26 protein-coding genes are annotated in these 26,558 nt (G+C 67.2%); 17 read left to right on the top strand and 9 right to left on the bottom strand.

Annotation, left to right across the window (positions count from 1 at the left end; all coding sequences use genetic code 11):
- Positions 1 to 11: 11 nt before the first annotated feature.
- Positions 12 to 650, top strand: a complete 639-nt coding sequence (locus HTY51_RS12530; protein ID WP_174253034.1) for a molecular chaperone — start codon at positions 12 to 14, stop codon at positions 648 to 650.
- On the opposite strand, the gene HTY51_RS12525 is transcribed toward HTY51_RS12530, so the two are convergent.
- Together HTY51_RS12525 and HTY51_RS12520 are read right to left on the bottom strand one after the other, a co-directional pair.
- Positions 647 to 2,755: a cache domain-containing protein gene (locus tag HTY51_RS12525; protein WP_371733824.1), complete on the bottom strand. Its 2,109-nt coding sequence runs from the start codon at positions 2,753 to 2,755 to the stop codon at positions 647 to 649. The genes HTY51_RS12530 and HTY51_RS12525 overlap by 4 nt on opposite strands.
- Entirely contained in the window at positions 2,752 to 4,149 is a 1,398-nt protein-coding gene (locus HTY51_RS12520; RefSeq protein WP_217448210.1) for a sigma-54 dependent transcriptional regulator, read from the bottom strand. The genes HTY51_RS12525 and HTY51_RS12520 overlap by 4 nt, the downstream gene beginning before the upstream one ends.
- A 429-nt stretch (positions 4,150 to 4,578) precedes the next feature.
- On the opposite strand from HTY51_RS12520, the gene HTY51_RS12515 reads away from it, so the two are divergent.
- The 9 genes from HTY51_RS12515 to HTY51_RS12475 all read left to right on the top strand — a co-directional run bounded on the left by HTY51_RS12515 (position 4,579) and on the right by HTY51_RS12475 (position 14,576).
- Positions 4,579 to 4,785, top strand: a complete 207-nt coding sequence (locus HTY51_RS12515) for a formate dehydrogenase (RefSeq protein WP_174253033.1) — start codon at positions 4,579 to 4,581, stop codon at positions 4,783 to 4,785.
- Between the two features lie 18 nt (positions 4,786 to 4,803).
- Positions 4,804 to 7,764 (top strand): formate dehydrogenase subunit alpha, encoded by a 2,961-nt coding sequence (locus HTY51_RS12510; protein ID WP_174253032.1) that lies wholly within the window; start codon positions 4,804 to 4,806, stop codon positions 7,762 to 7,764.
- Between the two features lie 11 nt (positions 7,765 to 7,775).
- Positions 7,776 to 8,399, top strand: a complete 624-nt coding sequence (gene fdh3B, locus HTY51_RS12505; protein WP_057677039.1) for a formate dehydrogenase FDH3 subunit beta — start codon at positions 7,776 to 7,778, stop codon at positions 8,397 to 8,399.
- Positions 8,396 to 8,617 carry a hypothetical protein gene (locus HTY51_RS12500; RefSeq protein ID WP_174253031.1) on the top strand — a complete coding sequence of 74 codons (222 nt, stop codon included), beginning with the start codon at positions 8,396 to 8,398 and terminating at the stop codon, positions 8,615 to 8,617. Before fdh3B ends, HTY51_RS12500 begins: the two co-directional genes overlap by 4 nt.
- 14 nt (positions 8,618 to 8,631) lie before the next feature.
- Positions 8,632 to 9,804: a formate dehydrogenase subunit gamma gene (locus HTY51_RS12495; protein WP_174253030.1), complete on the top strand. Its 1,173-nt coding sequence runs from the start codon at positions 8,632 to 8,634 to the stop codon at positions 9,802 to 9,804.
- A 20-nt stretch (positions 9,805 to 9,824) separates the two neighbouring features.
- The gene (locus HTY51_RS12490) at positions 9,825 to 10,106 is read left to right on the top strand and encodes a hypothetical protein (RefSeq protein WP_174253029.1); all 282 of its coding nucleotides are present in this window, start codon (positions 9,825 to 9,827) and stop codon (positions 10,104 to 10,106) included.
- Positions 10,107 to 10,176: 70 nt separating this feature from the next.
- Positions 10,177 to 11,025, top strand: a complete 849-nt coding sequence (locus HTY51_RS12485; RefSeq protein WP_174253028.1) for a formate dehydrogenase accessory sulfurtransferase FdhD — start codon at positions 10,177 to 10,179, stop codon at positions 11,023 to 11,025.
- Between the two features lie 571 nt (positions 11,026 to 11,596).
- A complete protein-coding gene (locus HTY51_RS12480; RefSeq protein WP_174253027.1) occupies positions 11,597 to 14,116 on the top strand; it encodes an ABC transporter permease in 2,520 nt (839 codons plus the stop codon).
- 55 nt (positions 14,117 to 14,171) lie between these two features.
- Entirely contained in the window at positions 14,172 to 14,576 is a 405-nt protein-coding gene (locus HTY51_RS12475) for a group II truncated hemoglobin (RefSeq protein WP_174253026.1), read from the top strand.
- Position 14,577: 1 nt separating this feature from the next.
- Here HTY51_RS12475 and HTY51_RS12470 read toward each other — a convergent pair whose 3' ends face one another.
- Positions 14,578 to 15,219, bottom strand: coding sequence for a Smr/MutS family protein (locus HTY51_RS12470; protein ID WP_174253025.1), 642 nt, complete (start codon positions 15,217 to 15,219; stop codon positions 14,578 to 14,580).
- Positions 15,219 to 15,902 carry a DNA repair protein RadC gene (gene radC / locus HTY51_RS12465; RefSeq protein ID WP_174253024.1) on the bottom strand — a complete coding sequence of 228 codons (684 nt, stop codon included), beginning with the start codon at positions 15,900 to 15,902 and terminating at the stop codon, positions 15,219 to 15,221. Before radC ends, HTY51_RS12470 begins: the two co-directional genes overlap by 1 nt.
- Before the next feature lie 55 nt (positions 15,903 to 15,957).
- Between radC and HTY51_RS12460 the strand changes: the two genes are divergently transcribed.
- The 7 genes from HTY51_RS12460 to HTY51_RS12430 all read left to right on the top strand — a co-directional run bounded on the left by HTY51_RS12460 (position 15,958) and on the right by HTY51_RS12430 (position 22,377).
- Positions 15,958 to 16,407, top strand: coding sequence for a peptidylprolyl isomerase (locus HTY51_RS12460; protein WP_174253023.1), 450 nt, complete (start codon positions 15,958 to 15,960; stop codon positions 16,405 to 16,407).
- Between the two features lie 2 nt (positions 16,408 to 16,409).
- Positions 16,410 to 17,351 carry a 4-hydroxy-3-methylbut-2-enyl diphosphate reductase gene (ispH, locus tag HTY51_RS12455; RefSeq protein WP_174253022.1) on the top strand — a complete coding sequence of 314 codons (942 nt, stop codon included), beginning with the start codon at positions 16,410 to 16,412 and terminating at the stop codon, positions 17,349 to 17,351.
- Between the two features lie 560 nt (positions 17,352 to 17,911).
- On the top strand, positions 17,912 to 19,222 hold the full coding sequence (gene serS, locus HTY51_RS12450) for a serine--tRNA ligase (RefSeq protein ID WP_174253021.1): 1,311 nt from the start codon (positions 17,912 to 17,914) through the stop codon (positions 19,220 to 19,222).
- On the top strand, positions 19,219 to 19,758 hold the full coding sequence (locus HTY51_RS12445) for a peroxiredoxin (protein ID WP_174253020.1): 540 nt from the start codon (positions 19,219 to 19,221) through the stop codon (positions 19,756 to 19,758). The genes serS and HTY51_RS12445 overlap by 4 nt, the downstream gene beginning before the upstream one ends.
- A 21-nt stretch (positions 19,759 to 19,779) precedes the next feature.
- The gene (locus HTY51_RS12440; RefSeq protein ID WP_174253019.1) at positions 19,780 to 20,349 is read left to right on the top strand and encodes a GGDEF domain-containing protein; all 570 of its coding nucleotides are present in this window, start codon (positions 19,780 to 19,782) and stop codon (positions 20,347 to 20,349) included.
- 25 nt (positions 20,350 to 20,374) lie between these two features.
- The gene (locus HTY51_RS12435; RefSeq protein ID WP_174253018.1) at positions 20,375 to 21,046 is read left to right on the top strand and encodes a response regulator; all 672 of its coding nucleotides are present in this window, start codon (positions 20,375 to 20,377) and stop codon (positions 21,044 to 21,046) included.
- Entirely contained in the window at positions 21,046 to 22,377 is a 1,332-nt protein-coding gene (locus tag HTY51_RS12430) for an ATP-binding protein (protein ID WP_174253017.1), read from the top strand. Before HTY51_RS12435 ends, HTY51_RS12430 begins: the two co-directional genes overlap by 1 nt.
- 5 nt (positions 22,378 to 22,382) lie before the next feature.
- Here HTY51_RS12430 and HTY51_RS12425 read toward each other — a convergent pair whose 3' ends face one another.
- The 5 genes from HTY51_RS12425 to HTY51_RS12405 are packed head-to-tail and all read right to left on the bottom strand — an operon-like array spanning position 22,383 to position 26,494.
- A complete protein-coding gene (locus HTY51_RS12425; protein ID WP_174253016.1) occupies positions 22,383 to 23,021 on the bottom strand; it encodes a hypothetical protein in 639 nt (212 codons plus the stop codon).
- On the bottom strand, positions 23,018 to 23,794 hold the full coding sequence (locus tag HTY51_RS12420) for an SDR family oxidoreductase (protein WP_174253015.1): 777 nt from the start codon (positions 23,792 to 23,794) through the stop codon (positions 23,018 to 23,020). The genes HTY51_RS12425 and HTY51_RS12420 overlap by 4 nt, the downstream gene beginning before the upstream one ends.
- Complete coding sequence (locus HTY51_RS12415) at positions 23,791 to 24,465, bottom strand: TenA family transcriptional regulator (protein WP_174253014.1); 675 nt, start codon at positions 24,463 to 24,465, stop codon at positions 23,791 to 23,793. The genes HTY51_RS12420 and HTY51_RS12415 overlap by 4 nt, the downstream gene beginning before the upstream one ends.
- Entirely contained in the window at positions 24,462 to 25,907 is a 1,446-nt protein-coding gene (locus HTY51_RS12410) for an AMP-binding protein (RefSeq protein ID WP_174253013.1), read from the bottom strand. The genes HTY51_RS12415 and HTY51_RS12410 overlap by 4 nt, the downstream gene beginning before the upstream one ends.
- The gene (locus tag HTY51_RS12405; RefSeq protein WP_254606876.1) at positions 25,904 to 26,494 is read right to left on the bottom strand and encodes a thermostable hemolysin; all 591 of its coding nucleotides are present in this window, start codon (positions 26,492 to 26,494) and stop codon (positions 25,904 to 25,906) included. The genes HTY51_RS12410 and HTY51_RS12405 overlap by 4 nt, the downstream gene beginning before the upstream one ends.
- Positions 26,495 to 26,558 lie beyond the last annotated feature (64 nt).

The raw sequence follows: 26,558 nt of genomic DNA, 5'->3' as shown, positions 1-26,558 counted from the left end.
GGCGTTTGCCCATGAGCACCCAAGCTGAATCCAACGATGCCCTGCTGGCCCAGGGCGGCACGCTCGACGAAGAGACCGCACGCGCCGAGGTCTATGGCCTGCTGGCTGCGCTCTATTACGCCCCCCCGGGCGCCGAGCTGCTGGAGCAGTTGCGTGTGGCCGCCACCGAAGCGCCGGCCGAGGGCGGTTTCCTGGAAGAACCCTGGCGCGGCCTGGTGAGTGCGGCGCGCGATCTGGACCTGCAGACCATCACCACGGAGTACAACGCGCTCTTCGGCGGCGTCGGTAAACCCGAGGTTTACCTCTTCGGTTCGCACTACCTGAGCGGTTTCCTCAACGAGAAGCCCCTGGCCAAGCTGCGTGATGATCTGGCCGCATTGGGCCTGGCGCGTGACGAGACCATGCCCGAGACCGAGGACCACATCGCCTACCTGTGCGAGGTGATGCGCTACCTGATCGCCGGTGACGACGTTGCCGTGGCCAACCTGACGAAGCAGCGCGAATTCTTCGCCGCCCATTTCCAGCCCTGGATCAACCCCATGTGCGATGCGATCGAGGGCAACCCCTCGGCACGTTTCTATGCGGCGCTGGCCGGCTTCACGCGCGCGTTCCTGAGCGTGGAGATGCAGGGCTTCGACATGCTGAATTAAGCGCGGCGCGCTTCCATCGGGCCCGTCGGCCCGTCCTGCGGCGCGAGCGGCTCGGTGAGCAGCCAGACGCGAAAGACCGCACCATCGGCGTCCTCGCCGAGTTCGCGGCGGTTCAGGCCCTCGATGCTGCCGCCATAGCGCTCCACCAGGCCCACGCTGATCCACAGGCCCAGGCCGTTGCCGTCGTTCTTGGTGGTGAAGAAGGGGCGGAACAGGCGCTCCTTTACGCGCTCGCTCAGGCCCGGCCCGCTGTCGCTGATCTCCAGCAGCACGCCGGTTTTGCCGTCCTCACGGTTGCGTGTGCGCAGGCGCAGGCGCCCGCCCTCGGGCATGGCCTGGATGGCGTTGATCATGAGGTTGATCACCACCTGCTGCAATTCCTGCCGGTTCACGCCGGCGCGTGCCGTGGCCTGCAGATCCCGCTCGACCTCGATGCGGGTGCGCGCCAGCAGGTGGGCCACCAGCACCAGCGAGTTCTCCAGTGTCTGGTTCACGTCCACCGCTTCCACATAGCCGGCGTACTCGGTGGGGCGTGCGTACTGCAGCAGCTGCGTGACGATCAGGCGCATGCGTTCGACCTGCTGGTCCAGCAGCTGCAGCTCGGCTTTCACGGGGGTGGCCTGCGCACCCAGGGTCTCGCGCATCAGGTCCAGGTTGCCCTGGATCACGGCGATGGGGTTGTTGATCTCGTGCGCCACGCTGGCCGTGAGCTGGCCGATGGCGGCCAGCTTCTCCGACTTGACCAGCTGCTGCTGCGCCTGCTGCAGCGAGGCATTGCTCTGCGCCAGCTCCTGCGTGCGCTCGACCACCTTGGCGTCGAGCTCCCCGGCCCAGCGCTGCAGGGCGCGGGTTTTTTCGTCGATCACGTCCAGCAGCTCGTCCAGGTGGCCGGCCAGCGCACCGATCTCGTCGCGCGCGCTGACCAGGCCCACGCGCGCGCCGGTGTCGCCGTCCTCCACGCGCTGCATGGTCAGGTTCATCTGCTCCAGCGGGCGGAAGATGCTGCGCGCCCAGCGCAACGAGAACAGCGCGGCCAGCACCATCACCACCAGGAAGATGCCGACGATCAGCGCCAGCATGCCGTACTTCACGTAGCGGAAGGGCTCTTCCAGGTAACCCACGTAGAGCATGCCGGTGCGCTCGCCGGCGGCGTCCAGCAGCGGCTCGTAGGCGGAAACGTACCAGTCGTTGACGACGAAGGCGCGGTCCAGCCAGGTTTCGCCATGCGTGAGCACGGCTTCGCGCACGGCCTGCGAAACGCGGGTGCCGATGGCGCGCTCGTCCTGGAACAGGCGCACATTGGTGGTGATGCGCACGTCGTCCATGAACAGCGTGGCCGTACCGTGACTGCCGAAGGGCAGGGAGCCCTCGGGGTAGACGATGCGGTTGATGTGGTCGATGAAGGGCAGGTTCTGGTTCAGCAGCACGCCACCGCGCAGGAGGGCCACGATGCTGCCGTCGGCACCGCGCACCGGCGTGGTGGCCAGCATGACCAGGGCGCGGTCTTCCACGCTGCGGGTGGTGGGTACGGCGCTGCGTGTGGGGATCAGCGGGATGTGGATGCGCGGCGCCAGGTGCGGGGCCAGTGCCAGCAGTTCGGCCGGTTCCAGCCGCGCCAGGCTGGCGTGGTCGGTGCTGATGCGGGCATGGATGGCGGCAGCACCCGTGGCCGGTGCGTGGATGGGGGAGGAGGGGAGGGCCGAGGGCAGCCAGTCGGCCGTGATGAGCCGGCCATCAACCTGGTAGAGGTTGATGAAGTCGAAGCCCAGGCGCCGGCTTTCGCGTGCCAGCAGGGCCTGCACGGCCGGCAGATCGCGCCGCTGCAGCGGCTGGAACAGTGCGTGCGAGGCCGCCACCGCATGCGTGCCGAAGCCCACCTCGGACAGCACCTGCTCGAAGTAGCCGCGCGCCACGGCCAGGTCGCTGCGCACCTTGGTGATCAGCAGGCGGTCGTAGGCGGCATTGCCCCAGATCAGCAGCGCGCCGACCAGCAGGGGCAGCACCACCAGCAGCGGCAGCAGCGCCATGGCCAGCAGCTTGTTGCGGATGGAGTGCGTCAGCCAGCGCGGCGCCAGCGCGGCCGGCAAGCTGGCGGGCCAACTCACGACAGGGCCCACTCGGCGCAGCGCCGCTCCAGCGTGCGGCGCGAGATGCCCAGAAGTTGCGCGGCCTGGGTCTTGTCGCCGTGCACCGAATCGAGCACCGCACGGATGTGCTGCTGCTCCAGCGTGTGCAGGTCGGTCACGGCGCGTTCGGCACCGCTGTTGGCGGGCGCTGTTGCAGCGCGCTTGCCCATGGTGTAGAGCGCCGAGACATTGAGCGTGCCCAGGATCAGCGAACGCTCGATCAGGTTGCGCAGTTCGCGCACATTGCCGGGCCAGTCGTACTGCATCAGGTAGTCCATCTCGGCCGGTGTGATCTGCAGCGGCGCGGCGCCCAGCACGGGGGCGAGCCGGGCGATGAAGTGCTGCACCAGGTCAGGGATGTCGTCCTTGTGCTCGCGCAGGGGCGGCAGCGCCAGTTCCACCACCTGCAGGCGGTAGTACAGGTCCTTGCGGAAGCGCCCCTCGGCCACGGCCTGCTGCAGCGAGCGGTTGGTAGCGGCGATGATGCGCACATTCATCGTCACCAGCTGCTGGCTGCCCACCGGGCGGATCTTCAGGTCTTCCAGTGCGCGCAGCAGCGTGGCCTGCAGCGGCAGCGGCAGCTCGGCCACCTCGTCCAGGAAGAGCGTGCCGCCCTGGGCGTAATAGAACAGGCCGTCGCGCGCGCGCGTGGCGCCGGCAAAGGCCCCCTTGGCATGGCCGAAGAGCTCGCTTTCCATGTGCTCGGGCGAGACCGAGGCGCAGTTGACGGGCACGAAGGGCCCCTGCGCGCGTGGGCTGAGGGCATGCAGGGCACGCGCCACCAGTTCCTTGCCGGTGCCCGACTCGCCCTGCAGCAGCACCGTGCTGTTGGCGGTGGCCACGCGGCGCACCGAGGCGGAGAGCTCGGTCATCTGCGGTGTATGCCCGACCAGGCCGTTGTCGGCAAACTGGCTGCGCGAGAGCGCGTGGCGCAGCACGAAGTTCTCGCGTGCCAGCCTGGCACTTTCGTAGCAACGGCGCACCGCGTTGAGGATCTGCGGCACGCGAAAGGGCTTGAGGATGAAGTCCGAGGCGCCGGCGCGCAGCGCCTCGATGGCGGTGTCCAGGTCGGCAAAGGCCGTGATCAGGATCACCTGGCCGGTGTAACCGTGCTCGCGCAGTTCCTTGAGCCAGGCCACGCCATTGCGCCCGGGCAGGGCGATGTCCAGGATGATGAGGTCGACGTGGTTGCCGCGCAGCAGCTCGGCACCTTCCTCCGCACTGCCGGCTTCCATCACGGTCTGGCAGCGTGGCGCCAACGTCTTGACCAGGAAGTTGCGCATGCCCGGCTCGTCGTCGACGACCAGGATGGACCAGTAGGGCCAGCCATCGGCCAGCTTGTTTGCGTCGGGAGTGGGGGACGAGGTGGTCACGGTGAGGCGGTGGATTTGCGCGATTCTATCGACCACGGCTGAGTGATTTGGTCGGGTATCAAGGTTTTGATGCGTCAACAACAGCGTGTGCAGTGACGGTTTTGCGAACCATTCTTATCTGCGAGATTTGACTTGCGACAAGTTGTCGCAAAGCTGTCGTCACCTTGTCGTGTTCTCAGATGATTGTGGCGGTGCAGCAATCGCACAAGCCCTTGATTCATGCGGTGTGCTGCTGCTTCGATCGGGCGCCAGGAGGGTGTGGCTATATCAGTGAGCCATGAATTAAAAAATTTTCCTCGTGTGCATCGTGGTCATGGCCGGCTTGTACCAAGGGAGACCTCGCTTGCTGAAACGCCGTGGCGTTGCTAAATTCCAGCGAGTTCAGTTATGTAGTTCTGTTCCTAAGTGGAACCTTTCAGGAGACCCAGCATGAGTCAACCCCAAGGCAAATTGTCACGACGCACCCTCTTCGCAGGTGCAGGCACCGCGGGTGCCGTGGCTGCGGTGGCCGGCCTGATGTCGGCCCCCAAGCCGGCCGAGCAGGCTGCCCCCGAACCCAAGGCGGCTCCTGCCAAGGGCGGTGGTTACCACCTGTCTGAACACATCAAGCAGTACTACCAGACCACCCGCATCTAATCAAAGCTGGAGAGAGACATGTTGCTCACCAAGAAATCCCCGGCGACCGAGACCACCGCCCGCTCGCCTTTCGTGCACAGCCTGCGCCGTGGCCTGTCGCAAGCCCTGCCCACCATGGACCGCCGCGCCTTCCTGCGCCGCTCGGGCCTGGGCCTGGGTGTCGGCCTGGCCGCCTCGCAGCTCACGCTGGTCAAGAAGGCGCGTGCCGCCAGCAGCATTGCCGTCGGCGACGGCAAGATCGAAGTCAAGCGCACCATCTGCACGCACTGCTCGGTGGGCTGCGCCATCGACGCCGTGGTGGAAAACGGCGTGTGGACACGCCAGGAACCGGTGTTCGACTCGCCCATCAACCTGGGTGCGCACTGCGCCAAGGGCGCCTCGATCCGCGAGCACGGCCACGGCGAGTACCGCCTGCGCTATCCCATGAAGCTCGTCAACGGCAAGTACGAGCGCATCAGCTGGGACACGGCGCTCAACGAGATTACCGCCCGCATGATGGAGCTGCGCAAGGCCAGCGGACCGGACAGCGTCTACTTCGTCGGCTCGTCCAAGCACAGCAACGAGCAGGCCTACCTGATGCGCAAGTTCGTGAGCTTCTGGGGCACCAACAACTGCGACCACCAGGCGCGCATCTGCCACTCCACCACGGTGGCCGGCGTGGCCAACACCTGGGGCTACGGCGCCATGACCAATTCGTACAACGACATGCAGAACAGCAAGGTCGCCCTGTACATCGGGTCGAATGCCGCCGAAGCCCACCCGGTCAGCCTGCTGCACATGCTGCACGCCAAGGAAACCGGCTGCAAGATGATCGTGGTGGACCCGCGTTTCACCCGCACCGCCGCCAAGGCCGACGAGTTCGTGCGCATCCGTTCGGGCTCCGACATCCCCTTCCTCTTCGGCCTGCTGCACCACATCTTCAAGAACGGCTGGGAAGACAAGAAGTACATCAACGACCGTGTCTACGGCATGGAAGAGGTCAAGAAGGACGTGCTGGCCAAGTGGACCCCGGCGGCGGTCGAAGAGGCCTGCGGTGTGCCCGAGGCCCAGATGATCAAGGTCGCCCGGATGCTGCACGAGAGCCGTCCCGGCACCATCGTCTGGTGCATGGGCCAGACCCAGCACACCATCGGCAACGCCATGGTGCGCGCCAGCTGCATCCTGCAGCTGGCCCTGGGCAACGTCGGCAAATCCGGCGGTGGTACCAACATCTTCCGCGGCCACGACAACGTGCAGGGCGCCACCGACGTCGGCCCCAACCCGGATTCGCTGCCGGGTTACTACGGCATCGTCGAAGGTTCCTGGAAACACTTCGCCAACGTCTGGGGCGTGGACTTCGAGTGGATCAAGAAGCAGTTCGCCACGCCCGCCATGATGAGCAAGCCCGGCATCACCGTGTCGCGCTGGATCGACGGCGTGCTCGAGAAGAACGAGCTGATCGACCAGGACTCCAACCTGCGCGGCGTCTTCTACTGGGGCCATGCGCCCAACTCCCAGACCCGAGGTCTGGAGATGAAACGCGCCATGGACAAGCTGGACCTGCTGGTGGTGGTGGATCCCTACCCGTCGGCCACCGCGGCCATGGCGGCCATGCCCGGCAAGGCTGAAGACCTCAACCCCAACCGCGCGGTCTACCTGCTGCCGGCGGCCACCCAGTTCGAGACCAGCGGTTCCTGCACCGCGTCGAACCGCTCCATCCAGTGGCGCGAGAAGGTCATCGAGCCGCTGTGGGAGAGCCGCAGCGACCACATGATCATGCACCAGCTGGCCGAGAAACTCGGCTTCGCCAAGGAGCTGTCCAAGAACTACAAGATGCAGAAGGTCAAGGGCATGGACGAGCCCGTGCCGGAAGACATCCTGCGCGAGATCAACCGCGGTGTCTGGACCATCGGCTACACCGGCCAGAGCCCGGAGCGCCTGAAGGCCCACATGCGCCACATGGACGCCTTCGACGTGAAGACGCTCAAGTGCAAGGGCAAGGTGGTCGACAAGGAAACCGGCTACGACATGTCGGGCGACTACTTCGGCCTGCCCTGGCCCTGCTACGGCACGCCCGAACTCAAGCACCCGGGTTCGCCCAACCTGTACGACACCAGCAAGCACGTCATGGACGGCGGCGGCAACTTCCGCGCCAACTTCGGCGTGGAGAAGGACGGCAAGAACCTGCTGGCCGAGGACGGCTCCTATTCCAAGGGCGCCGACATCACCACCGGCTATCCGGAACTCGACCACGTGCTGCTCAAGAAGCTGGGCTGGTGGGGCGAACTCACCGAGGCCGAAGCCAAGGCGGCAGAGGGCAAGAACTGGAAGACCGACTCCTCGGGTGGTTTGATCCGCGTGTTCATGAAGAACCACGGCTGCCACCCCTTCGGCAACGCCAAGGCGCGCGCCCTGGTCTGGAACTTCCCCGATCCCGTGCCGCAGCACCGCGAGCCGCTCTACGGTACCAAGCCCGAACTCATGGCCAAGTACCCGACGCACGACGACAAGAAGGCCTTCTGGCGCCTGCCCACGCTGTACAAGAGCGTGCAGACCAAGAACATTGCCGACAAGCTGCACGAGAAGTTCCCGCTCATCATGTCCTCCGGCCGTCTGGTCGAGTACGAAGGCGGCGGCGAGGAAACCCGCTCCAACCCCTGGCTGGCCGAACTGCAGCAGGAGTCCTTCGTGGAAATCAACCCGAAGACGGCAGCTGAGCGCGGCATCCGCAACGGCGAACGTGTCTGGCTGCACAGCCCGACCGGCGCCAAGCTGAACGTGCAGGCCCTGGTGACCGAGCGCGTCGCGCCCGACACGGTCTGGATGCCCTTCCACTTCTCCGGACGCTGGCAGGGCGCCGACATGCTGGCCTACTACCCCAAGGGTGCGGCGCCCATCGTGCGCGGCGAGGCGGTCAACACGGCAACTACATATGGTTATGACAGCGTGACCATGATGCAGGAAACCAAGACCACGATCTGCAACATCGAGAAAGCCTGAGGAGTAACGTCATGGCACGAATGAAATTTGTTTGTGACGCCGAGCGCTGCATCGAGTGCAACGGCTGCGTCACCGCCTGCAAGAACGAACACGAAGTCCCCTGGGGTGTGAACCGCCGCCGCGTGGTCACCCTCAACGACGGCGTGCCCGGCGAGAAATCCATCTCGGTGGCCTGCATGCACTGCAGCGACGCACCCTGCATGGCGGTCTGCCCGGTCAACTGCTTCTACCGCACCGACGAGGGTGTGGTGCTGCACGACAAGGACATCTGCATCGGCTGCGGCTACTGCTCCTACGCCTGTCCCTTCGGCGCACCGCAGTTCCCTTCGCAGGGCACCTTCGGCGTGCGCGGCAAGATGGACAAGTGCACCTTCTGCGCCGGCGGCCCCGAGGCCAACGGCAGCCAGGCCGAGTTCGAGAAATACGGGCGCAACCGCCTGGCCGAAGGCAAGCTGCCGGCCTGTGCCGAAATGTGCTCGACCAAGGCCCTGCTCGCCGGTGACGGCGACATGGTGGCCGACATCTTCCGCACCCGCGTGCTGCAACGCGGCAAGGGCGCCGAAGTCTGGGGCTGGGGCACAGCCTACGGCTCGCGCCAGGCTGGCCAGCCGGCACCCGCAGGAGCCAAGTCATGAAAAAAGCACTGATCATCGTTTCTGCTGCGTTCCTGCTGGCCGCCTGCGGCGAGTCGCCCCAGGGCATCGGTGGTGCCAAGCAGGATGCGGCGCCGCACACGGGCACCGGCAAGGCCTATGTCGAACCGGGCTGGAAGTCCGGCGACAAGGCCAGCTGGGAGTCCAAGCTGAAGGCGCGCGGCCAGTACGGCCAGAACGAGTACAACCGGGTCAACTGAAGATCGGACGCCTCATGAAAAAAGTGCTTGCCCTGGCCATGCTCATGGCCCTGGGCTGGGCCGCACCGGTCCACGCCCAGCAGGACAAACTGAAACTTGATGCACCGCCGGCCAAGGCGGCACCGGCCCCCGCCGGTGGCATCAAGGGCCAGAACATCTTCGACGTCAAGCCTGACGCCAGCCAGGAGCCGGGCTACGCCACGCAGACCAATGCCGAGCGCGCGGCGGTGCAGCCCGGCAACAACGCGCCCATGTGGCGTGCGGTCGGTGCCGGCGTGAGCGGCTACAGCAGCCTGCCCAAGAGCGAAGCACCGGAAGCCGGCAACCTGATCCAGCCCTTCGTGCAGTACCCGGGTTCCATGCTCACCAACGCCGGCGAAGCCTGGCGCCAGGTGCGCAACCAGTGGATCATTCCCTACGGCGGCGCGCTGATCCTGATCGCGCTGGGCGCGGTGGGCATCTTCTACTGGCGCAAGGGCACCCTGCAGCTGCACGGCGCCGAGACCGGCCGCAAGATCGAGCGCTTCACCGCCTTCGAGCGCTCGGCCCACTGGGCCAATGCCATCGCCTTCTCCATCCTGGCGATCTCCGGCCTCGTCATGGCCTTCGGCAAGTACTTCCTGCACCCGGTCATCGGCGGCACCCTGTTCGGCTGGCTGACTTACGTGCTGAAGAACCTGCACAACTTCGCCGGCCCGGTGTTTGCCGTCTCGCTGGTGGTGGTCATCCTCACCTTCGTCAAGGACAACCTGCCGCGCAAGGAAGACATCACCTGGCTGGTCAAGGGCGGTGGCCTGCTGTCCGGGCACGAGATCGCCTCGCACCGTTTCAACGCCGGTGAGAAGGTGCTGTTCTGGGGTGGCGTGTTCGTGCTGGGCCTGATCGTCGTGGCTTCCGGCCTGGTGCTGGACAAGCTGGTGCCGGGCCTGGACTACCTGCGTGGTGACATGCAGATCGCCCACATGGTCCACGGCGTGGCCACCGTGCTGATGATGGCCATGTTCATCGGCCACATCTACATGGGCACGCTCGGCATGGCCGGCGCCTACACCGCCATGAAGACCGGTTATGTCGACGAGACCTGGGCCAAGGAGCACCACGAGCTCTGGTACGACGACATCAAGGCCGGCAAGATCCCGGCGCAGCGCACCCAGCCGGCCGCGCCCGGTGCTCCCGTCAAAGCCTGATCACAACAAGAGAGGCCAACATGAAATCCATCGCCGTATTCATTGCCGCTTGCGCCCTCAGCGTCACTGCCCTGGCCAAGCTGCCCGCCCCGAACGACGAAGCCAAGGCCAAGGCTGCCGAGGCTGCCGCCAAGACCGCCCATGCCGGCAAGGTCGACGGCTACAAGCTGTGCAAGTCGCAGGACAAGGTGGCCGCGCGTTATCGCAAGTCCGGCAAGCCGGTCGCCACCCCGCCTTGCGCCGACCCGGGCCCCTTCAAGCCGGCAGCAGCAGCCCCGGCTGCTCCCGCCAAGAAATCCTGATCCCCGCGCGCTACGCGGTCTCACGGGCCGGGCTGCAAAGTCCGGCCCGTTTTGTTGTACGCTGCCATCCATGTCCCTGCCACATCTCACCCGGGCCCAGGCGCCCCTGACGCGCGAAGTCACGGCTGTCAACGAGCACGGTGAGGCCACACCCCTGTCCATCCCTGCGGAGCGGGCGCTCACCGTCTACGTGGACAAGCGCGAGCTGGTCACGCTCATGACCCTGGGCGGCCATCCCGAACTGCTGGTGCTGGGTTTCCTGCGCAACCAGCGCCTGGTGCGCTCGGTGGCCGAGATCGAATCCATCACCGTGGACTGGGACGTCGGCGCCGCCGCCGTCAAGACCCGCGAGGGCATCACCGACATCGAGGAGCGCACGTCCAAGCGCGTCGTCACCACAGGCTGTGGCCAGGGCAGCGTGTTCGGCGACATGATGGACGAGGTCGACCAGATCCAGTTGCCCCAGGCCACGCTGAGCCAGGCCCAGCTCTACGGCATCGTCAACGCCATCCGCCTGCAGGAGAGCACCTACAAGTCAGCCGGCTCGGTGCACGGCTGTGCGCTGTTCCGCGGCGAGGAGATGCTGCTCTTCGTGGAGGACGTGGGGCGCCACAACGCCATCGACACCATCGCGGGCTGGATGTGGCTGCAGGACGCTTCTGCCATGACCGGAGACGACAAGGTGTTCTACACCACCGGTCGGCTGACCAGCGAGATGGTGATCAAGTCGGCGCAGATGGGGGTGCCGATTGTTGTTTCTCGTAGTGGGATTACGCAGATGGGGCATGCGGTGGCGGAGCGGGTGGGGTTGTGTGCGATTGGGCGGGCTACTGGCAGGCACTTCTATTGCTATACGGCCCCGGCTCGGTTGGTGTTGCAGCCTGAACTTGCAGGGCCCAAGCTGCGCGCGGCTGCTTAGATTCTTTCGTCCTGGGTTGTTTCTCGCGTGGCATTGCCGGGATGTGCGCCCGGCAGCGCACTCACTTTCTCTTGCTTCGCCAAGAGAAAGTAAGCAAAGAGAAGGCGAGCCGAAGTCAGGGCCCCTGCGGGGTACCTTGCGCTGCTCAGCCCTGCCACACGGCATAGGGGGCCAGACAGCCGGGAACCAACAGCCGAAGACAGAACAGCCGAACAAGGACGCGCCATGGCGCGTCCTTGTTGTTTTTGGTATTGGTTTTGGTCTCCGGCCCCCCATTGCCGTGTGAGGAGGCGAGTAGCGCAGGCAAGGGCGGAAAAAGAAGTGCAGATGTCTGAGCCCGCAGGGCGAGTTTCTGTACTTCCCGCACTGGCCGAGCAACGCAGCGTGCCCGTAGCGCAGCGGAGGGACGACGAACCCGGCTCGCCTTTCTTTTGGGTACTTTTCTTTGGCGAAGCAAAGAAAAGTACCTCGCCCGCCGGGGCGAGACCCGGCTTGCAGGCGTGCGAGGGTGACAGGCCAAACGAAAACCCTGTAACACCAGCCATTCGCAAAATCCCCTAAGCTAGCCCCCATGAACATCACCTTCTGGCAACTCGCCTGGAAAACCCTCTGGCGTGACCTGTGTGCCGGTCAGCTGCGCCTGCTGATCCTGGCCGTGACGCTGGCCGTGGCCGCGCTGACCGCGGTGGGTTTCTTTGCCGACCGGCTCAAGGGCGGCATGCAGCGTGATGCGCGCCAGTTGCTGGGGGGGGATGCGGTCATCGTCAGCGACAACGCCACACCGGCCAGCCTGCTGGCGCTGGCGAAATCCAGCGGCCTGCAGGTTTCCGGCTCGCTGAGCTTTCCCACCATGGCCCGCGCTGCCGAGAACCAGGGCGGGGCCACGCGGCTGGTGTCGCTCAAGGCGGTGGAGGCGGGTTACCCGCTGCGCGGCAAGCTGACCGTCAGCACGCAAGCGGGTACGCCGGCGGCGGCCACGCGCGACATCCCGGCGCCGGGTGAGGTCTGGGCCGACCCGGCCCTGCTCGATGCCCTGGGTCTCAAGATGGGGGACCAGCTTTTGCTGGGCGAAGCGGCCCTGCGCATCACGCGCCTGATCGGGGTGGAGCCCGATCGTGGCGCCGGTTTCATCAACTTCGCGCCGCGCGCCCTCATCAACCAAAACGATCTGGCCGCCACCCAGCTGATCCAGCCGGCCAGCCGCCTGGTCTACCGCTTGGCCGTGGCTGGTGAGGACCGCGTGGTCAACGCCTTCGTCAAGCGCGCCAACGAGGCCGTCGAACGCGAGCAGCTGCGCGGCGTGCGCATCGAGGCCCTGCAAGGTGGCCGCCCCGAGATGGCGCAGACCCTGGAGCGTGCCGAGAAATTCCTCAACCTCGTGGCCCTGCTGGCCGCGCTGCTGAGCGCCGTGGCCGTGGGCCTGGCCGCGCGTTCTTTTGCCAACCAGCATCTGGACGACTGCGCCATGTTGCGCGTGCTGGGCCTGTCGCAAGCCACCATCGCACGCAGCCATGCGCTGGAGTTCCTGCTGGTGGGCCTGGCCGGCGGTGCCCTGGGGGTGGCCCTGGGCTGGGCCGTGCACCATGTCTTTGTTCTGCTGCTGGCGGGTCTGGTGGATACCGCTTTGCCCGCCCCCGGCCTGTGGCCTGTTTTCTTTGGCCTGGGCATGGGCCTCACGCTCATGCTGGCTTTCGGCCTGCCGCCCGTGCTGCAGCTGGCCCAGGTGCCGGCGCTGCGTGTGATCCGGCGCGACCTGGGCACGCTGCGGCCCATGTCCATCGGCGTGCTGGCGCTGGGCGTGCTCGGTTTTGCCGTGCTGCTGCTGGCCGCCAGCAGCGACCTGAAGCTGGGGCTGATCACCGTGGGGGGCTTTGGTGGTGCGGTGGCCATCTTTGCGCTGGCCAGCTGGGGCGCCGTGCTGCTGCTGCGCCGTGTGGTGCGCGAGAACACCGCGCCGCGCTGGCTGGTGCTGGCCACGCGCCAGCTCTCGGCCCGGCCCATCTACGCCGTGCTGCAGGTCAGCAGCCTGGCCGTGGGCCTGCTGGCTCTGCTGCTGCTGGTGCTGCTGCGCACCGACTTGATCCGCAGCTGGCGCCAGGCCACGCCGGCCGATGCGCCCAACCGCTTTGTCATCAACATCCAGCCCGACCAGGCCGAGGCTTTCCAGCGCCAGTTGCGCGAGGCGGGCGTGAGCGGTTACGACTGGTTCCCCATGATTCGCGGCCGCCTGGTGGCCATCAACGACCGCCCCGTGCAGGCGCAGGACTACGAAGACGACCGGGCGCAGCGCCTGGTCGAGCGCGAGTTCAACCTCTCGCACAGCGCCCAGCCGCCGGGCCACAACCCCATCGTGGCCGGCCGCTGGACGGCGGAAGATGCCAAGGGCATCAGCATGGAAGAGGGCATCGCCAAGACCCTGAACCTCAAGCTGGGCGACAAGCTGCGTTTCGACATCGCCGGCCTGCAGCAGGAGAGCACCATCACCTCGCTGCGCAAGGTGGACTGGGGTTCCATGCGCGCCAACTTCTTCGCCCTGTATCCGGTGAGCCAGATGCCGGAGTTGCCCGTCACCTACCTGGCCGCGCTGCGCGCGCCTGACAAACCGGGTTTCGACAGCGCCCTGGTGCGCCACTTTCCCAACATCACCGTGGTGGACCTGAGCGCCACGCTGGCCCAGGTGCAGCGTGTGCTGGAGCAGGTGAGCCGCGCGGTGGAATTCCTCTTCGGCTTCACGCTGGCCGCGGGTCTGGTGGTGCTGTTTGCCGCCGTCACCGCCACGCGCGAGGAGCGCGCGCGCGAATACGCCATCATGCGTGCCGTGGGCGCCGGCAGCGGCCTGCTGCGCCAGGTGCAGCGTGCTGAACTGGCGGGTGTGGGCGCCCTGGCCGGGGCCCTGGCCGCCGTGGTCTCGGCCGTGGTGGGCTGGGCGCTGGCGCGTTATGCCTTCAATTTCGAATGGACCGTGACCTGGTGGCTGCTGCCCGTCGGCGCGGTCAGCGGTGCGCTACTGGCCTGGCTGGCCGGCTGGTGGGGCTTGCGCAGCGTGCTGCGCCGCCCGGTGGTGCAGACGCTGCGCCAGGCGGCGACTTGATTGCTATCGAAATGGTAGCGTCTTCGCAGTTCGGCATGGCTGGGATAATCCGGGCATGACTTCCGCAGAGAACACCAAACCCGCCACCCCTTTCGAATGGATAGGCGGCGAGGCCAAGGTCCACGCCCTGGTCGAACGTTTCTACGACCTCATGGACCTGGAGCCCGGCTACAAGGAGTTGCGCGCCGCCCATGGCAGCGAGTTGACGGTTGCTCGGCAGAAACTGACCTGGTTTCTTACCGGCTGGCTCGGCGGCCCACAGCACTACACCGAACGCTTCGGCCACCCGCGCCTGCGCGCGCGCCACATGCCCTTCAAGATCGGCCTGGTTGAGCGCGATCAGTGGCTGGCCTGCATGGACCAAGCCATGGGGGAGGTGGGGGTGGATGAAGAGCTGCGCGGCAAGCTACGCGAGTCCTTCTTCGGGACGGCGGACTGGATGAGAAACACACCCGGCTAACTTAACCTGCGGGTTGCAGCAGTACCACCAGCGCTCCCGCGCCCCCCTCCGCCGGCCTGGCTTGCACAAACGCCAGCACTTCCTGCTTCTGCGCCAGCCAGCTTTGCACCCGGCCCTTGAGCACCGGCGTCTTGCCCGGTGAACCCAGGCCCTTGCCGTGGACCACGCGCACGCAGCGTATGCCTTGCTGGTGCGCTTCGCGGATGAACTGGCCCAGGGCCTCGCGGGCGTCTTCGGTGCGCAGGCCGTGCAGGTCCAGCTGACGCTGGATGGCCCAGTCGCCGCGGCGCAGCTTGCGCGTGACGTCGGTGCCGATGCCAGGGCGGCGGTAACTCAGGTGTTCGTCGGTTTCCAGCAGGGTACTGATGTCGAATTCGTCGCTCAGGGTTTCCTGCAGCGCGGCCTGCTCATCCAGCTGGTGCTGCAGGGGGAGTGGTGGAGGTTTGGCGCTTTTGAGCTGGGCCTTGGCCGGCTGGGCCAGGGGCTGCACCTTGCCGGCGGCCTGCTGGAAAAGATCCTTGTCTGCGGTGGCTTGCCGGGCTTTTTTCGCCGCCTCGATCTTGCGCTCGGCTTCCAGCTTGGCCTGCGTTTCGATGGCCTTCTTGACCTGTTTGAGGTCGGCCAGTGATTTCACGGTGACCATCAGATGAGTCCCTTTTCCGCCATCGAGAGCGCCAGGCCCGGCGCCACGATCACGTGGTCCAGAACGCGCACGTCCACCAGGGCCAGCGCGGCCTTGAGGGCCTGGGTGAGCGCCTCGTCGGCGCGCGAGGGTTGCACCGTGCCGCTGGGGTGGTTGTGGGCCAGCACCACGGCGGCGGCGTGGTGGTGCAGGGCGCGCAGCACCACTTCGCGCGGGTAGACGCTGGTCTGCGCCAGCGTGCCGCGGAACAGTTCCTCCAGCGCCAGCAGCTTGTGCTGGTTGTCCAGGAAGAGCACGGCAAAACTTTCGTGTTTCTTGTGGGCCAGATGCAGCTGCAGGTAGTCCTTGACGGCCTGGGGCGTGTCCAGCGCGGCGCGTTCGCGCAGCTGTTCGGCCAGGGCGCGGCGGGCCAGTTCCAGCACAGCCACCAGTTCGGCGCGTTTGGCCGGCCCCAGGCCCTTGATGCGTTTCAGGTCGTCGGCCGTGGCGTGCAGCAGGCCGGCCATGCCGCCGAAGCCGGTCTTGACGTCCAGCAGTTCCTGCGCCAGCTGCAGCACGCCCTTGCCGGCCAGGCCGGTGCGCAGCAGCAGGGCCAGCAATTCGGCGTCAGACAGTGCCCCCGGGCCGCGGGCCAGCAGCTTTTCGCGCGGTCGCGCGTCGGGGGGAAGGTCTTTGAGGGGCATGACGGATGTCAAACGCAGGTCTTTTTACAATGGAGCCCAGTTTATCGGGACTTCCATGACCACCACCCCTGCCCGGGTCCAGCCCGGCTCCTTCCTCACGTTGCATTACCGCCTGTCCGGGCCGGCCGGCGATCTTGTCAATACCTTCGGCGGCAAGCCGGCCACGCTGACCATAGGCACGGGCGAACTGGCCCCGGGCGTGGAGCAGGCACTGCTGGGCCTGGAGGAGGGCGTGCACACCACGCTGCAACTGCCCCCGGGCGCCTACGGCGAGCGCAATCCCGACATGCAGCAATGGCTCTCGCGCAAGGAGTTGCGCGAACTGGGCGACCCCAACGAGCAATACGCGGTGGGTGACGTGGTGCAGTTCCCCACGCCCGACCGCAAGGGACAGTTCGGTGGCGTGGTGCGCCAGCTGGGTGAAGAGGCTGTATTGTTCGACTTCAACCACCCGCTGGCCGGCCAGCCGGTGAGCTTCGAAGTGCAACTGATCGGGGTGTTATGACCATGAGTACGCAGGCTGAGATCCTCTTGGCCGAGCCGCGCGGTTTTTGTGCCGGCGTGGACCGTGCCATCGAGATCGTCGAGCGCGCGCTGACCAAGTTCGGCCGCCCGATCTACGTGCGCCACGAGATCGTGCACAACACCTATGTGGTCAACGACCTCAAGGCCAAGGGCGCGATCTTCATCGAGGAGCTGAGCGACGTGCCGCCCGGCGCCACCCTGGTGTTCTCCGCCCACGGCGTGAGCAAGGCCGTGCAGCGTGAGGCTGAAGCCCGCGGCTTCCAGATCTTCGACGCCACCTGTCCGCTGGTGACCAAGGTGCACGTGGAAGTGGCCAAGCTGCACAAGGAAGGCTACGAGTTCATCATGATCGGCCACAAGGGGCACCCCGAGGTGGAAGGCACCGTAGGCCAGCTCGATTCCGGCATCCACCTGGTGGAAGACGAGGCCGATGTGGCCCGTGTGCAGCCGGCCCAGACGGCCAAGCTGGCCGTGGTGACGCAGACCACGCTGAGCGTGGACGACGCGGCCAGCATCATGGCCGCGGTGAAAGCCCGGTTCCCCCAGGTGCGCAGCCCGAAGCAGCAGGACATCTGCTACGCCACGCAGAACCGGCAGGACGCCGTCAAGCTGCTGAGCCCGCAGGTGGACGTGGTCATCGTGGTGGGCAGCCCCACCAGCTCCAACAGCAACCGCCTGCGCGAAGTGGCCAAGAAACTGGGCACCGAGGCCTATATGGTGGACAGCGCCGACGAGCTGAAACCCGAATGGTTCGATGGCCGCAGCCGCGTGGGCCTGACCGCCGGCGCCTCGGCCCCGGAGATCCTGGTGCAGCAGGTGATCGAACGCATCCGGGCGCTGGGGGCGGTGGCGGTGCGGAAGATGGATGGGATTGAGGAGACGATCAAGTTTCCTTTGCCTAAGGGCTTGAAGACGGACGTCTGACCCTCTTTCTTCCTGAGGTTTTGCCCGGCGGCGCTTTTGTAGTCCCCCCCTATCCCCCCAGCCCCCTTCCCACCCCCGCCGGGGCGGGAAGGGGGAGCCCGATTTGAGTTTTGGACTCCGGCTGCGCTTCTACGGAACGAACCGTCGCCTCCGCCACTTCGGGCCGAGATTTTCGGGAGGCGGTCGTAGTAAATGGGGCGGAAGTTGTCTGCCAACGGCGGTGGTCGTTCCGACCTACCGCTTTCGAGTCCAGCCTGTCCTCTCCACTTTCTCGTCGCTGGCGCGCAGCTGCCAGCCAGAGCCGCACTGATCCAGTGCCGTTTACTACGACCGGCGCCCAGAAATGCAGGCATCCAAACCCGGAACGTGGCCCCACCCCCGTAGAAGCGTAGCCAGATAACCAGAAACCAAATCCAAGCTCCCCTTCCCGCCCCGGCGGGGGTGGGAAGGGGCGGGGGGATAGGGGGGATTACAAAAGCCCGCGCAGCGAAAAAGCAGCGAAAAGAACAAAGAAAAACGAAGAAAACCAGAGCCCAGAAAACGAAAACTACAATATCCAAATGCTAGACCTCACCCTGCTCCGCAAAGACCTCGACGGCGTCCTCGCCCGTCTGGAGACGCGCAAGAAACCCCAGCCCTTCCTCGACGCCGGCAAGTTCCGTGCGCTGGAAGGCGAACGCAAGACGATCCAGACCCGCACCGAAGAGCTTCAGAACAAACGCAACACCCTGAGCAAGCAGATCGGTGCGCTCATGGGCCAGGGCAAAAAGGATGAGGCCGAGGCGGCCAAGGCCGAGGTCAATGCGCTCAAAGGCGAGCTGGACAGCTCAACCACGCGACTGGACCAGATCCAGACCGAGATGCTGGCCCTGCTGCTGGCCGTCCCCAACCTGCCACACGAGAGCGTACCCGTGGGCAGCGACGAACACGGCAACGTGGTGGCCCGGACCTGGGGTACGCCGAAGACATTCGACTTCGCGGTCAAGGACCACGTGGACGTGGGCGAGCCGCTGGGCCTGGACTTCGACACCGGCACCAAGCTCACCGGGTCGCGCTTCACGGTCATGAAGGGCGGCATCGCCCGCCTGCACCGCGCGCTGGCGCAGTTCATGCTGGACGTGCAGACCCAGGAGCACGGCTACACCGAGTGCTACACGCCCTACATTGTCAACGCCGACACGTTGCGCGGCACCGGCCAGCTGCCCAAGTTCGAGGAAGACCTCTTTGCCGCCAAGAAGGGCGGCCAGGAAGGCGCGGCCGAGGACGTGGCGCTCTACCTGATCCCCACCAGCGAAGTCACGCTGACCAACTTCGTGCGCGACGAGATCGTGGCCGAGGCGGACCTGCCGCTCAAGCTCACCGCGCACACCCCCTGCTTCCGCTCCGAGGCTGGTTCTTATGGCCGCGACACGCGCGGCATGATCCGCCAGCACCAGTTCGACAAGGTCGAGATGGTGCAGATCGTGCACCCCGAGAAAAGCTACGAGGCGCTGGAGGAGATGACACGCCACGCCGAGGCCATCCTGCAGAAGCTCGGCCTGCCCTACCGCGTGATGTCGCTGTGCACCGGCGACATGGGTTTCGGCGCGGCCAAGACCTATGACCTGGAAGTCTGGTTGCCGGCGCAGAACACCTACCGCGAGATCAGCTCGGTCTCCAACTGCGAGGCCTTCCAGGCCCGCCGCCTGCAGGCGCGTTTCAAGAATGCCCAGGGCAAGAACGAGTTGCTGCACACGCTCAACGGCTCGGGTCTGGCCGTGGGCCGTACGCTCGTCGCTGTATTGGAAAACTACCAGCGCGCAGATGGCAGCGTCGAGATTCCCGCTGCCCTGCAGCCCTATATGGGCGGCATCAAGGAGCTGCGGCCGTGAAATCCCGGCTGCGCCGCGCCCTGTGCCTGCTGCCCGCCAGCCTGGTGCTGGGAGCGGGCGCAGCGCGGGCCGCCGCACTGGAGCTGGGTCAGAACGCACCGGATTTCGAACTCCCCGACCAGCAGTGCAAGACCCGCAAGCTGGCCGACTGGCGCGGCAAGTGGCTGGTGCTTTATTTCTATCCCAAGAACGACACGCCGGGCTGTACTACCGAGGCCTGCAACTTCCGCGACGACTGGCTGCTGCTGCAGGAGCTGGGCGCCGAAGTGGTGGGCATCAGCGTGGACAGCAGCGCCTCGCACGCAGCTTTCGCCCAGAAGTACAAGCTGCCCTTCCCGCTGCTGGCCGATGCACAGGGCGAGGTGGCGACACGTTACGGCGCTCTCTCGGACTGGCTGGTCTACAAGTTTGCCAAACGCCAGACCTTCGTCATCGATCCCCAGGGCCGCATCGCCCGCATCTACCGCTCGGTCGACAGCGACAAGCATTCGGCCGAGATCGTGGCCGATCTCAGGCAGCTGCGGCAGGCGCGCTGAAGCCTGGTTTCCATACACGCCATGTCCGCCAAGCCCAGCGATCAGAACCAGCGGGACATGGCGCAAGCCTTGCCTGCCGCTGGCAGCCCGGATGAGCTGACCGGCGTGTTGAGCCGGGCCGGCTTCGACGAGCGGCTGGCACTGGAATGGGCCCGTGCCCGGCGCGAGCAGACGCCGTTGTCCTTGCTGCTCATCGACATCGACCACTTCCGCGCCTATGTTGACACGCATGTGGCCACCATGGGGCCGGACCGCCTGAAGAAGATTGCCGCCGCCCTGGGCCGCGCGGTGTTCCGTCCGGCCGACGTGGTGGCGCGTTATGGCGACGACGAATTCGCCATCCTGCTGCCGGCGGTGCATGAGGTGGGCGCGCGCGTGGTGGCGGCCCGCGTTCGCATGCTCATCAATAGCCTGGCCATGCCGCACAGCGGCGGCGAGGGCGGCATCGTCACCGTCAGCATCGGCGTGGCTGCGTTCACGCCGGCGGGCGAGGCCGGCCCCGAAGCCCTGGTGGACCTGTGTGCGGCGGCGCTGGAGCAGGCCAAGCGCATGGGGCGCGACAGCATCGTCTCGCAGGACTGGATGGCCTGATGTCTGTTTGTCCGGGAAAGCCACCATGCGCCTGCTGATCCTCGAAGACGATCTCCAGCTGGGCGAGGCGCTCAGCAGCGGGCTGCGGCAGCTGGGGCATGTGGTGGACTGGTTCACCCGCGGTGAGCAGGCCGATGCCGCTGTCCAGGGCACGGCGTATGACGCCATGGTGCTGGACCTGGGCCTGCCCGTGACCGATGGCCTGGTCTGGCTCAGGCGCTGGCGCGAGCGTGGCGTGGACCTGCCGGTGCTGGTGCTGACTGCACGTGACACGGTGGAGCAGCGCATCGAGGGGCTGGACGTGGGGGCCGACGATTACCTGATCAAGCCCATTGCCATCGGTGAACTGGCCGCCCGCCTGCGCGCCATGCTGCGCCGCGCCACCGGCCGCACCCAGTCCGAATGGGTGCACGGGGCCCTGCGTTACGACCCGGCGAGCAAGCAGGTGCAGTGGCAGGGCCGGGCGGTGGATCTCACCGGCCGTGAGATCGCCCTGCTGGAAGTGCTGCTCAAGAACCCGCAGCGTGTGCTCTCCAAGACGCAGCTGCAGGAGCAGCTTTATGACTGGAGCGGTGGCGAACCCGAAAGCAATGCGCTGGAGGTGCACATCCACCATCTGCGCCGCAAGATCGATCCGGGCATCGTGCGGACCATCCGCGGCCTGGGTTATGCGCTCGGTGCGCTGGAGGACAAGTGATGAGTCTGCGCCGTCGTCTGATGCTCTACCTGCTGGTCTGCGCGCCGCTGGTGTGGCTGATCGCCGTGACGGCCTCGACCTTCCGCGCGCGGGCCGAGGTCAATGAACTGTTCGACACCGAGATGATCCGCCTGGCGCGCCAGGTGCAGCTGACCCTGGTCGGCGTCAGTGCTGACAGCGAGGCGCCCGGTGTGCCGGCCTCGCCGCTGGGCGGCGAGGCCGATCTGGACGACCTGGCCATCGCGGTCTGGGACCGGCAGGGCGAGGTGGTGCTGGTGGACCGCGAGGGCGCGCAACTGCCCTTGCGGCCCGATGGGGTGGGTTTTGTTGATCTGATCGTCAATGCACAGCCCTGGCGTGCCTACTACCTGCAGTCGCCCAATGGCCAGTGGGTGGTGGCGGCCGGGCAGAACCTGCACGAACGTGACGAACTGGTCTACGACCTGATCGGCAGCCAACTCATACCCTGGCTGCTGATGCTGCCCATCCTGTTGCTGGCCATGGGCTGGGCGGTGCGCGAAGCCCTCGCACCCATGCGTGCCCTGACCACGGAACTGCAGCAGCGCGGCGCCGACGAGCTGCAGGCCATCCCCGTGGTCAGCGCCCCGGTTGAGCTGCAGCCCATGCTGCTGGCCATGAACGGCCTGTTCGAACGCATTGAAACCACGCTGGCGCGCGAACGCCGCTTCACCGCCGATGCAGCCCATGAACTGCGCACCCCCCTGGCCGTGCTCAGCGCCCAGTGGGATCGCCTGCACGGTGCCAGCGCGGCGGCCGAGCGCGAGCAGGCCATGGCGGCCCTGCGTGCGGGCATCGAGCGCATGAGCCGGCTGGTGGACCAGTTGCTCAGGCTCTCGCGCCTGGAGGCGGCCAGCGGCCTGCCGCAGACCGCGCCGCTGGACTGGCCAGAGTTGGCGCGCCAGGCCATGAGCGAGGTGCTGCCGCTGGCCGAGCGGCGCCAGATCCAGCTCGATTGCCTGTGGCCGCAGGCGCCGCAGACCGCACCGGCCTGGTCGGGGGACGCCCACCTCATGACCGTGCTGCTGCGCAACCTGCTGGACAACGCAGCGCGTTATGCGCCGCAGGGCAGCACGGTGACGCTGCGTTTCGGGCCGGACCGTCTGACGGTGGAGAACGAGGGGCCGGCCCTGGCCCCCAAGGTGCTCGCCCAGCTCGGCGAACGGTTCCACCGGCCCGAGGGGCAGATCGAGAGCGGCAGCGGCCTGGGTGTGTCCATCGCCCGGCGTATCGCCGCGCTGCATGGCCTGGCCCTGCAGTACCGCGCGCGTGCCGACGGCACGGGCGTGGTGGCCGAACTCGTCAGGAACTGATCAGATCACTGCCCTTTGGCCTTGGCCAGCAGGGTGCGGATTTCCTCGCGCCGGCCGGTGTCGGCGATCTGGCGGGCAGGCCGTGGCGGCGCCTGCAGCGCGCGTTCGAGGAAGGTGATGCCTTCGGCGTTGCGGTCGGTCTCGATCAGGAATTCGCCATAGAAGAAGTTGGGGTCGATGCCGGCCGGGTTGATCTCCAGCGCCTTCTTGAGCATCTCCTCGGCCTTGGCCTTGCTGCCGAAGCCGATGGGCCAGCCCGGCACCTTGTAGTACAGCACACCCAGGCTGCCGTAGGCCGAGCCGTCGAGCACACGACCGTCGATGGCGATGGCCTGTTCGTACAGCGTCTTGGCCTGCTTGACCAGACCCAGTGCACCCAGGCCGCCTTTTTCACCCGCCAGCGTGCTCACGATGATGCCTTCCCAGACCAGGGGTTCACTGCGCCCCGCGTGAGCCAGGCTGACCTGGTGGGCCTTCTCGGCCAGCACCTCGAAGCGCTTGAGGCGGTCCGCGGGCGGCGTCTGGTAGCGGATGACTTCCCAGTCACGCTGCAGTTCGGCCACTGCATCGTCGACCGGTGCGGCCATGCCCACGAGGGGCAGGAAGAGGGCGCAGGCCAGCAGGCCTGTGAGCATTTTTTTCATGGGGTGACTCCTTGGGTGGGGGTGGGGATGGCGACCTGGCGCCGGTGCTTGGCGAAGCTGCCGTCGAGCAGCGGACCGATGAGGCTGTTCAGGCGCACGGCCAGGCGTTCCGGAAAACCAAGGTAGCGTTCGGCGGCCTCGCTCTCGATCAGCGCCAGCAGGGCCTGCGCCACCACGGCGGGCGCGTCGCTGCCCGTGCCGGTGGCCGTGTTGTAGGCCTGGGCGGCGTCGTCGTTGAAGGCGGTGCGGGTGCTGCGCGGTGCCAGCAGCTGCACGCGCACCGGCGTGTCGCCTAGTTCGCGGCGCAGGGCTTCGGCAAAACCGTGCAAGCCAGCCTTGCTGGCGGTGTAGAGGCTGAAACCCGGCAGGCCGATGCGGCCCAGGGCCGAACCGACGAAGACGATCTGGGCGTGTGGCAGCTGGCGCAGCCGCGGCAGCAGCGCCTGTGTGAGCAGCATGGGCGCGAGCAGGTTGGCCTGCAGCACGGCCTGCATCTGTGCGGCCTCCAGCTGTGGCAGCGCGCCGAAGGCCGGCAGGCCGGCCGCGTGCACGACCACGTTGGCGCCCCAGCGGTCGGCGGCCTGCGCGATGCGGGCCAGGTCGGCGGCGTTGCCGAGGTCGGCCGTGATCCAGGTGAGTCCGGCTTGTGCTGGCTGCGGCGTGCGGCTTACTCCCAGCACCTGGGCGCCGGCCTGCAGCAGGGCCTGCACCATGGCCTGGCCGATGCCGCCGCTGGCGCCGGTGAGCAGCACGCGGGCCTGGGCGGCCTTCATGCCAGGGCCTCCGCCCGCACCGGCATGGGCAGGGCGCGGAACACATCGCCATACAGGCGGTAGAAGGCGCGCGCGGCGTGGACGATGGCAGCCTGGTCGGCCGCGTCGGTGATCTCGTCCATCAGCAGCGCGAAATGCGCCGTGTGCTCCTGGTCCAGCGTGCCGTGTGAGCGCAGGTAGCTGAAGGCCGCATCGGGCAGGCCCAGCGGTTGCTGGATGGCATCGGCTGCCTGCAGGGCCAGGGCCACGCTGGTGCCTTCGAGCACGTGCACCATGCCGAAGAAACCCAGGGGGTTGCCGCGGGCGATGGTGTCGTAGGCATAGGCCACCATGACCTCGGTGGCGTGCGCGGGCTGGCCGTGGCGCACCGCTTCGGCGTCACCGCCGCAGGCGCGGATGTCGTCCAGGATCCACTCGTCGTGGCCGGCTTCTTCCTCGATGTACTCGTCCATGGCCGGGTTCAGCCAGGCGTGCCGCGCCGGCAGCGCGGCCTTGGCGGCGCGCAGCAGGGGCACGGTGTGCTTGACGTGGTGATAGGCCTCGGTGAGGAAAGCGACATAGCTGGGCAGCGAAACCTCGCCGCGTTGCAGCACCCCCTGGATGATGGGGGCGCTCAGCAGGCCCATGCGGGCGCTGCTGCTTTCCTGGATCAGTCGTTGGTAGAAGCTCATGGGGTGCTCATCAGTTGGGAAAGGGGTTCAACGGGCATCGCATCGGCGTGCGCTGCGAGGATGACCGCGCGTTGCGGGCGGCCGTTGGCGGTGGCGTAAGCACTGGCGACGGTGAAGGGGGCGCGGGCGCGGGTCCAGCGGGCGATGCGCGCGTAGTCGGGCAGCGTGGCATTGGCCGCATCGACGGCCGCCTGCAGCGCGCTGTCGGGTGTGTTGTCCTGCAGCGGCCAGAGCACGGCCCACAGGGCGGGTTCGCCGTCGCCGTAGACCACGGCCTGCCGGATGGCAGACTGGCTGCCCAGAGCGGTCTCGACCCATTCGGGCGAGATGTTGCGGCCGTAGGAGCTGATCAGCACGTTCTTCTTGCGGCCCTGGATGTGCACAAACCCTTGTGCATCGATGTGGCCGAGGTCGCCAGTGGGCCACCAGTCGGGGGCGGGGGTCCCGTCGCCCAGGTAACCCGCCATGAGGCTGCCGGCGATCTCGAGCTCGCCGTCGGGCGCCACGCGCATCTGCGCATGCAGCAGCAGCCGGCCGGCGCTGCCGTGCAGGTGGGCGCCGGGAAGGTTCAGCGTCTGCACCGATGCGCCTTCGGACAGGCCGTAGCCTTCGTAGGCGGGGATGCCCAGGGCGTGCGCTGCCGCCATCAGTGGCGCACCCACGGCCGCGCCGCCGACGGCGACAAACTTCAGGCCGGTGGGGGCGGTTTGCCGGGTCTGCTGCAGGTAGCCGCACCAGGCGCGCAGCATCTGCGGCAGCAGGATCATGCTGTCGGGCCGGTAGTGCAGCACGGCGGCATGGAAGGCGACCACGTCGAATTGCGAGGAGCCGCGCCAGCCCAGTTCGGCCAGCGGCGGCGTGAGCAGCGTGGCGCCTTGCCGGCGCGCCGCCATCTGGCCGGCCACGTTTTCGAGCAGAACGGCAAAGGGCAGGGCGCTGAGGTGGCGCGTGATGCCCAGCGGGCCCAGCGCCTGCACCACGCCGTCGGCCACACGTTCCATGGCGCCCTGGCGCAGGCAGACGCCCTTGGGGCTGCCGGTGCTGCCCGAGGTGTAGGTGATCTTCGCCGTGCCCTGCGGCATGGGGACGCTCTGCGTCGGCAGGCGCGCGGCGCGCAGCTCCAGACCGGCCAGCGTCAGCGGCAACCAGGGCAGGCCGGCCCAGGCGGCGGCCGTGGCGGGGGAGGTGAGCAGGGTGTCCACACCGGCCGACTGCAGGGCGTGCTGCAGCTGCGCGGGTGTGAAGAAGGGTGGCAGGGGGATGTGCACCAGGCCGGCGCCGGCGGCGGCCTCGTCCAGCACCACGAAAGCGGCGCCGTTGTCCAGCAACGTGGCCAGCACGCGGGTGTGTTGCGCCTGCAGCCACTGCTGTGCCGCGCGGCCGGCGTCATGGAGTTCGGCCGCGCTCCAGTCGCGCTGGCCGTCGAACAGGGCTGCGTTCATGCGGCGCTCCGGCGGCGGGCCAGCATGCGCAGCGCCAGGTCGATGCGACCGGCCACGACGACGGGGCGGTGGTCGTAATAACTGCCCCAGTCCGCCGCGGCGGCGCCGAGCTGGGCCGCATCGGCCACGCCCAGGGCCAGGGGCGTGATGCCCAGGCGCACGAAGAGGTGCTGCAGTTCCTGCGTCAGCGTGCTGACCACCCATTCCAGGCCCAGGCCCGCCAGCTGCGGCCCCATGAGATGGATCAGGCGTTTGCCTGCGCCGGCCTGCACGGCCGAGAGATGGCCGACTTCGGCGATCCGGGTGCGCTGCACCTGGCTGCTGCCTTGCCCCAGCAGGACTTCGACCGGCTGCTGCAGATAACGTTCGAGGAAGAGCGGGCCGGTATCGGCCACGCGGTAGCCGGCGGCGGCGATGATCTGGTCGTCTTCGTCGCGCAGGCTCACGAGCATGGGCGCGTAGTGGCGCACCTGGGCGCCGTAACGGGCCTGGTAGACCGCGTGGATGAAACGCTCGACACGCTCGCGCTGTCCATCCTGCGTGTCATGGACGGCGAGGCGATGCCGGCTGGCTGCTTGGGTCGCCACCGATAAACCTGAACTGTGAGGGGACATGGCCAGGGCCAGCATGCTTGCTCCTTGCGGCTCCATC

It is taken from the genome of Rhodoferax sp. BAB1, assembly GCF_013334205.1.
In the GTDB taxonomy this organism is placed as follows: domain Bacteria; phylum Pseudomonadota; class Gammaproteobacteria; order Burkholderiales; family Burkholderiaceae_C; genus Hylemonella.
This window is presented reverse-complemented; position numbering and strand designations above follow the sequence as displayed.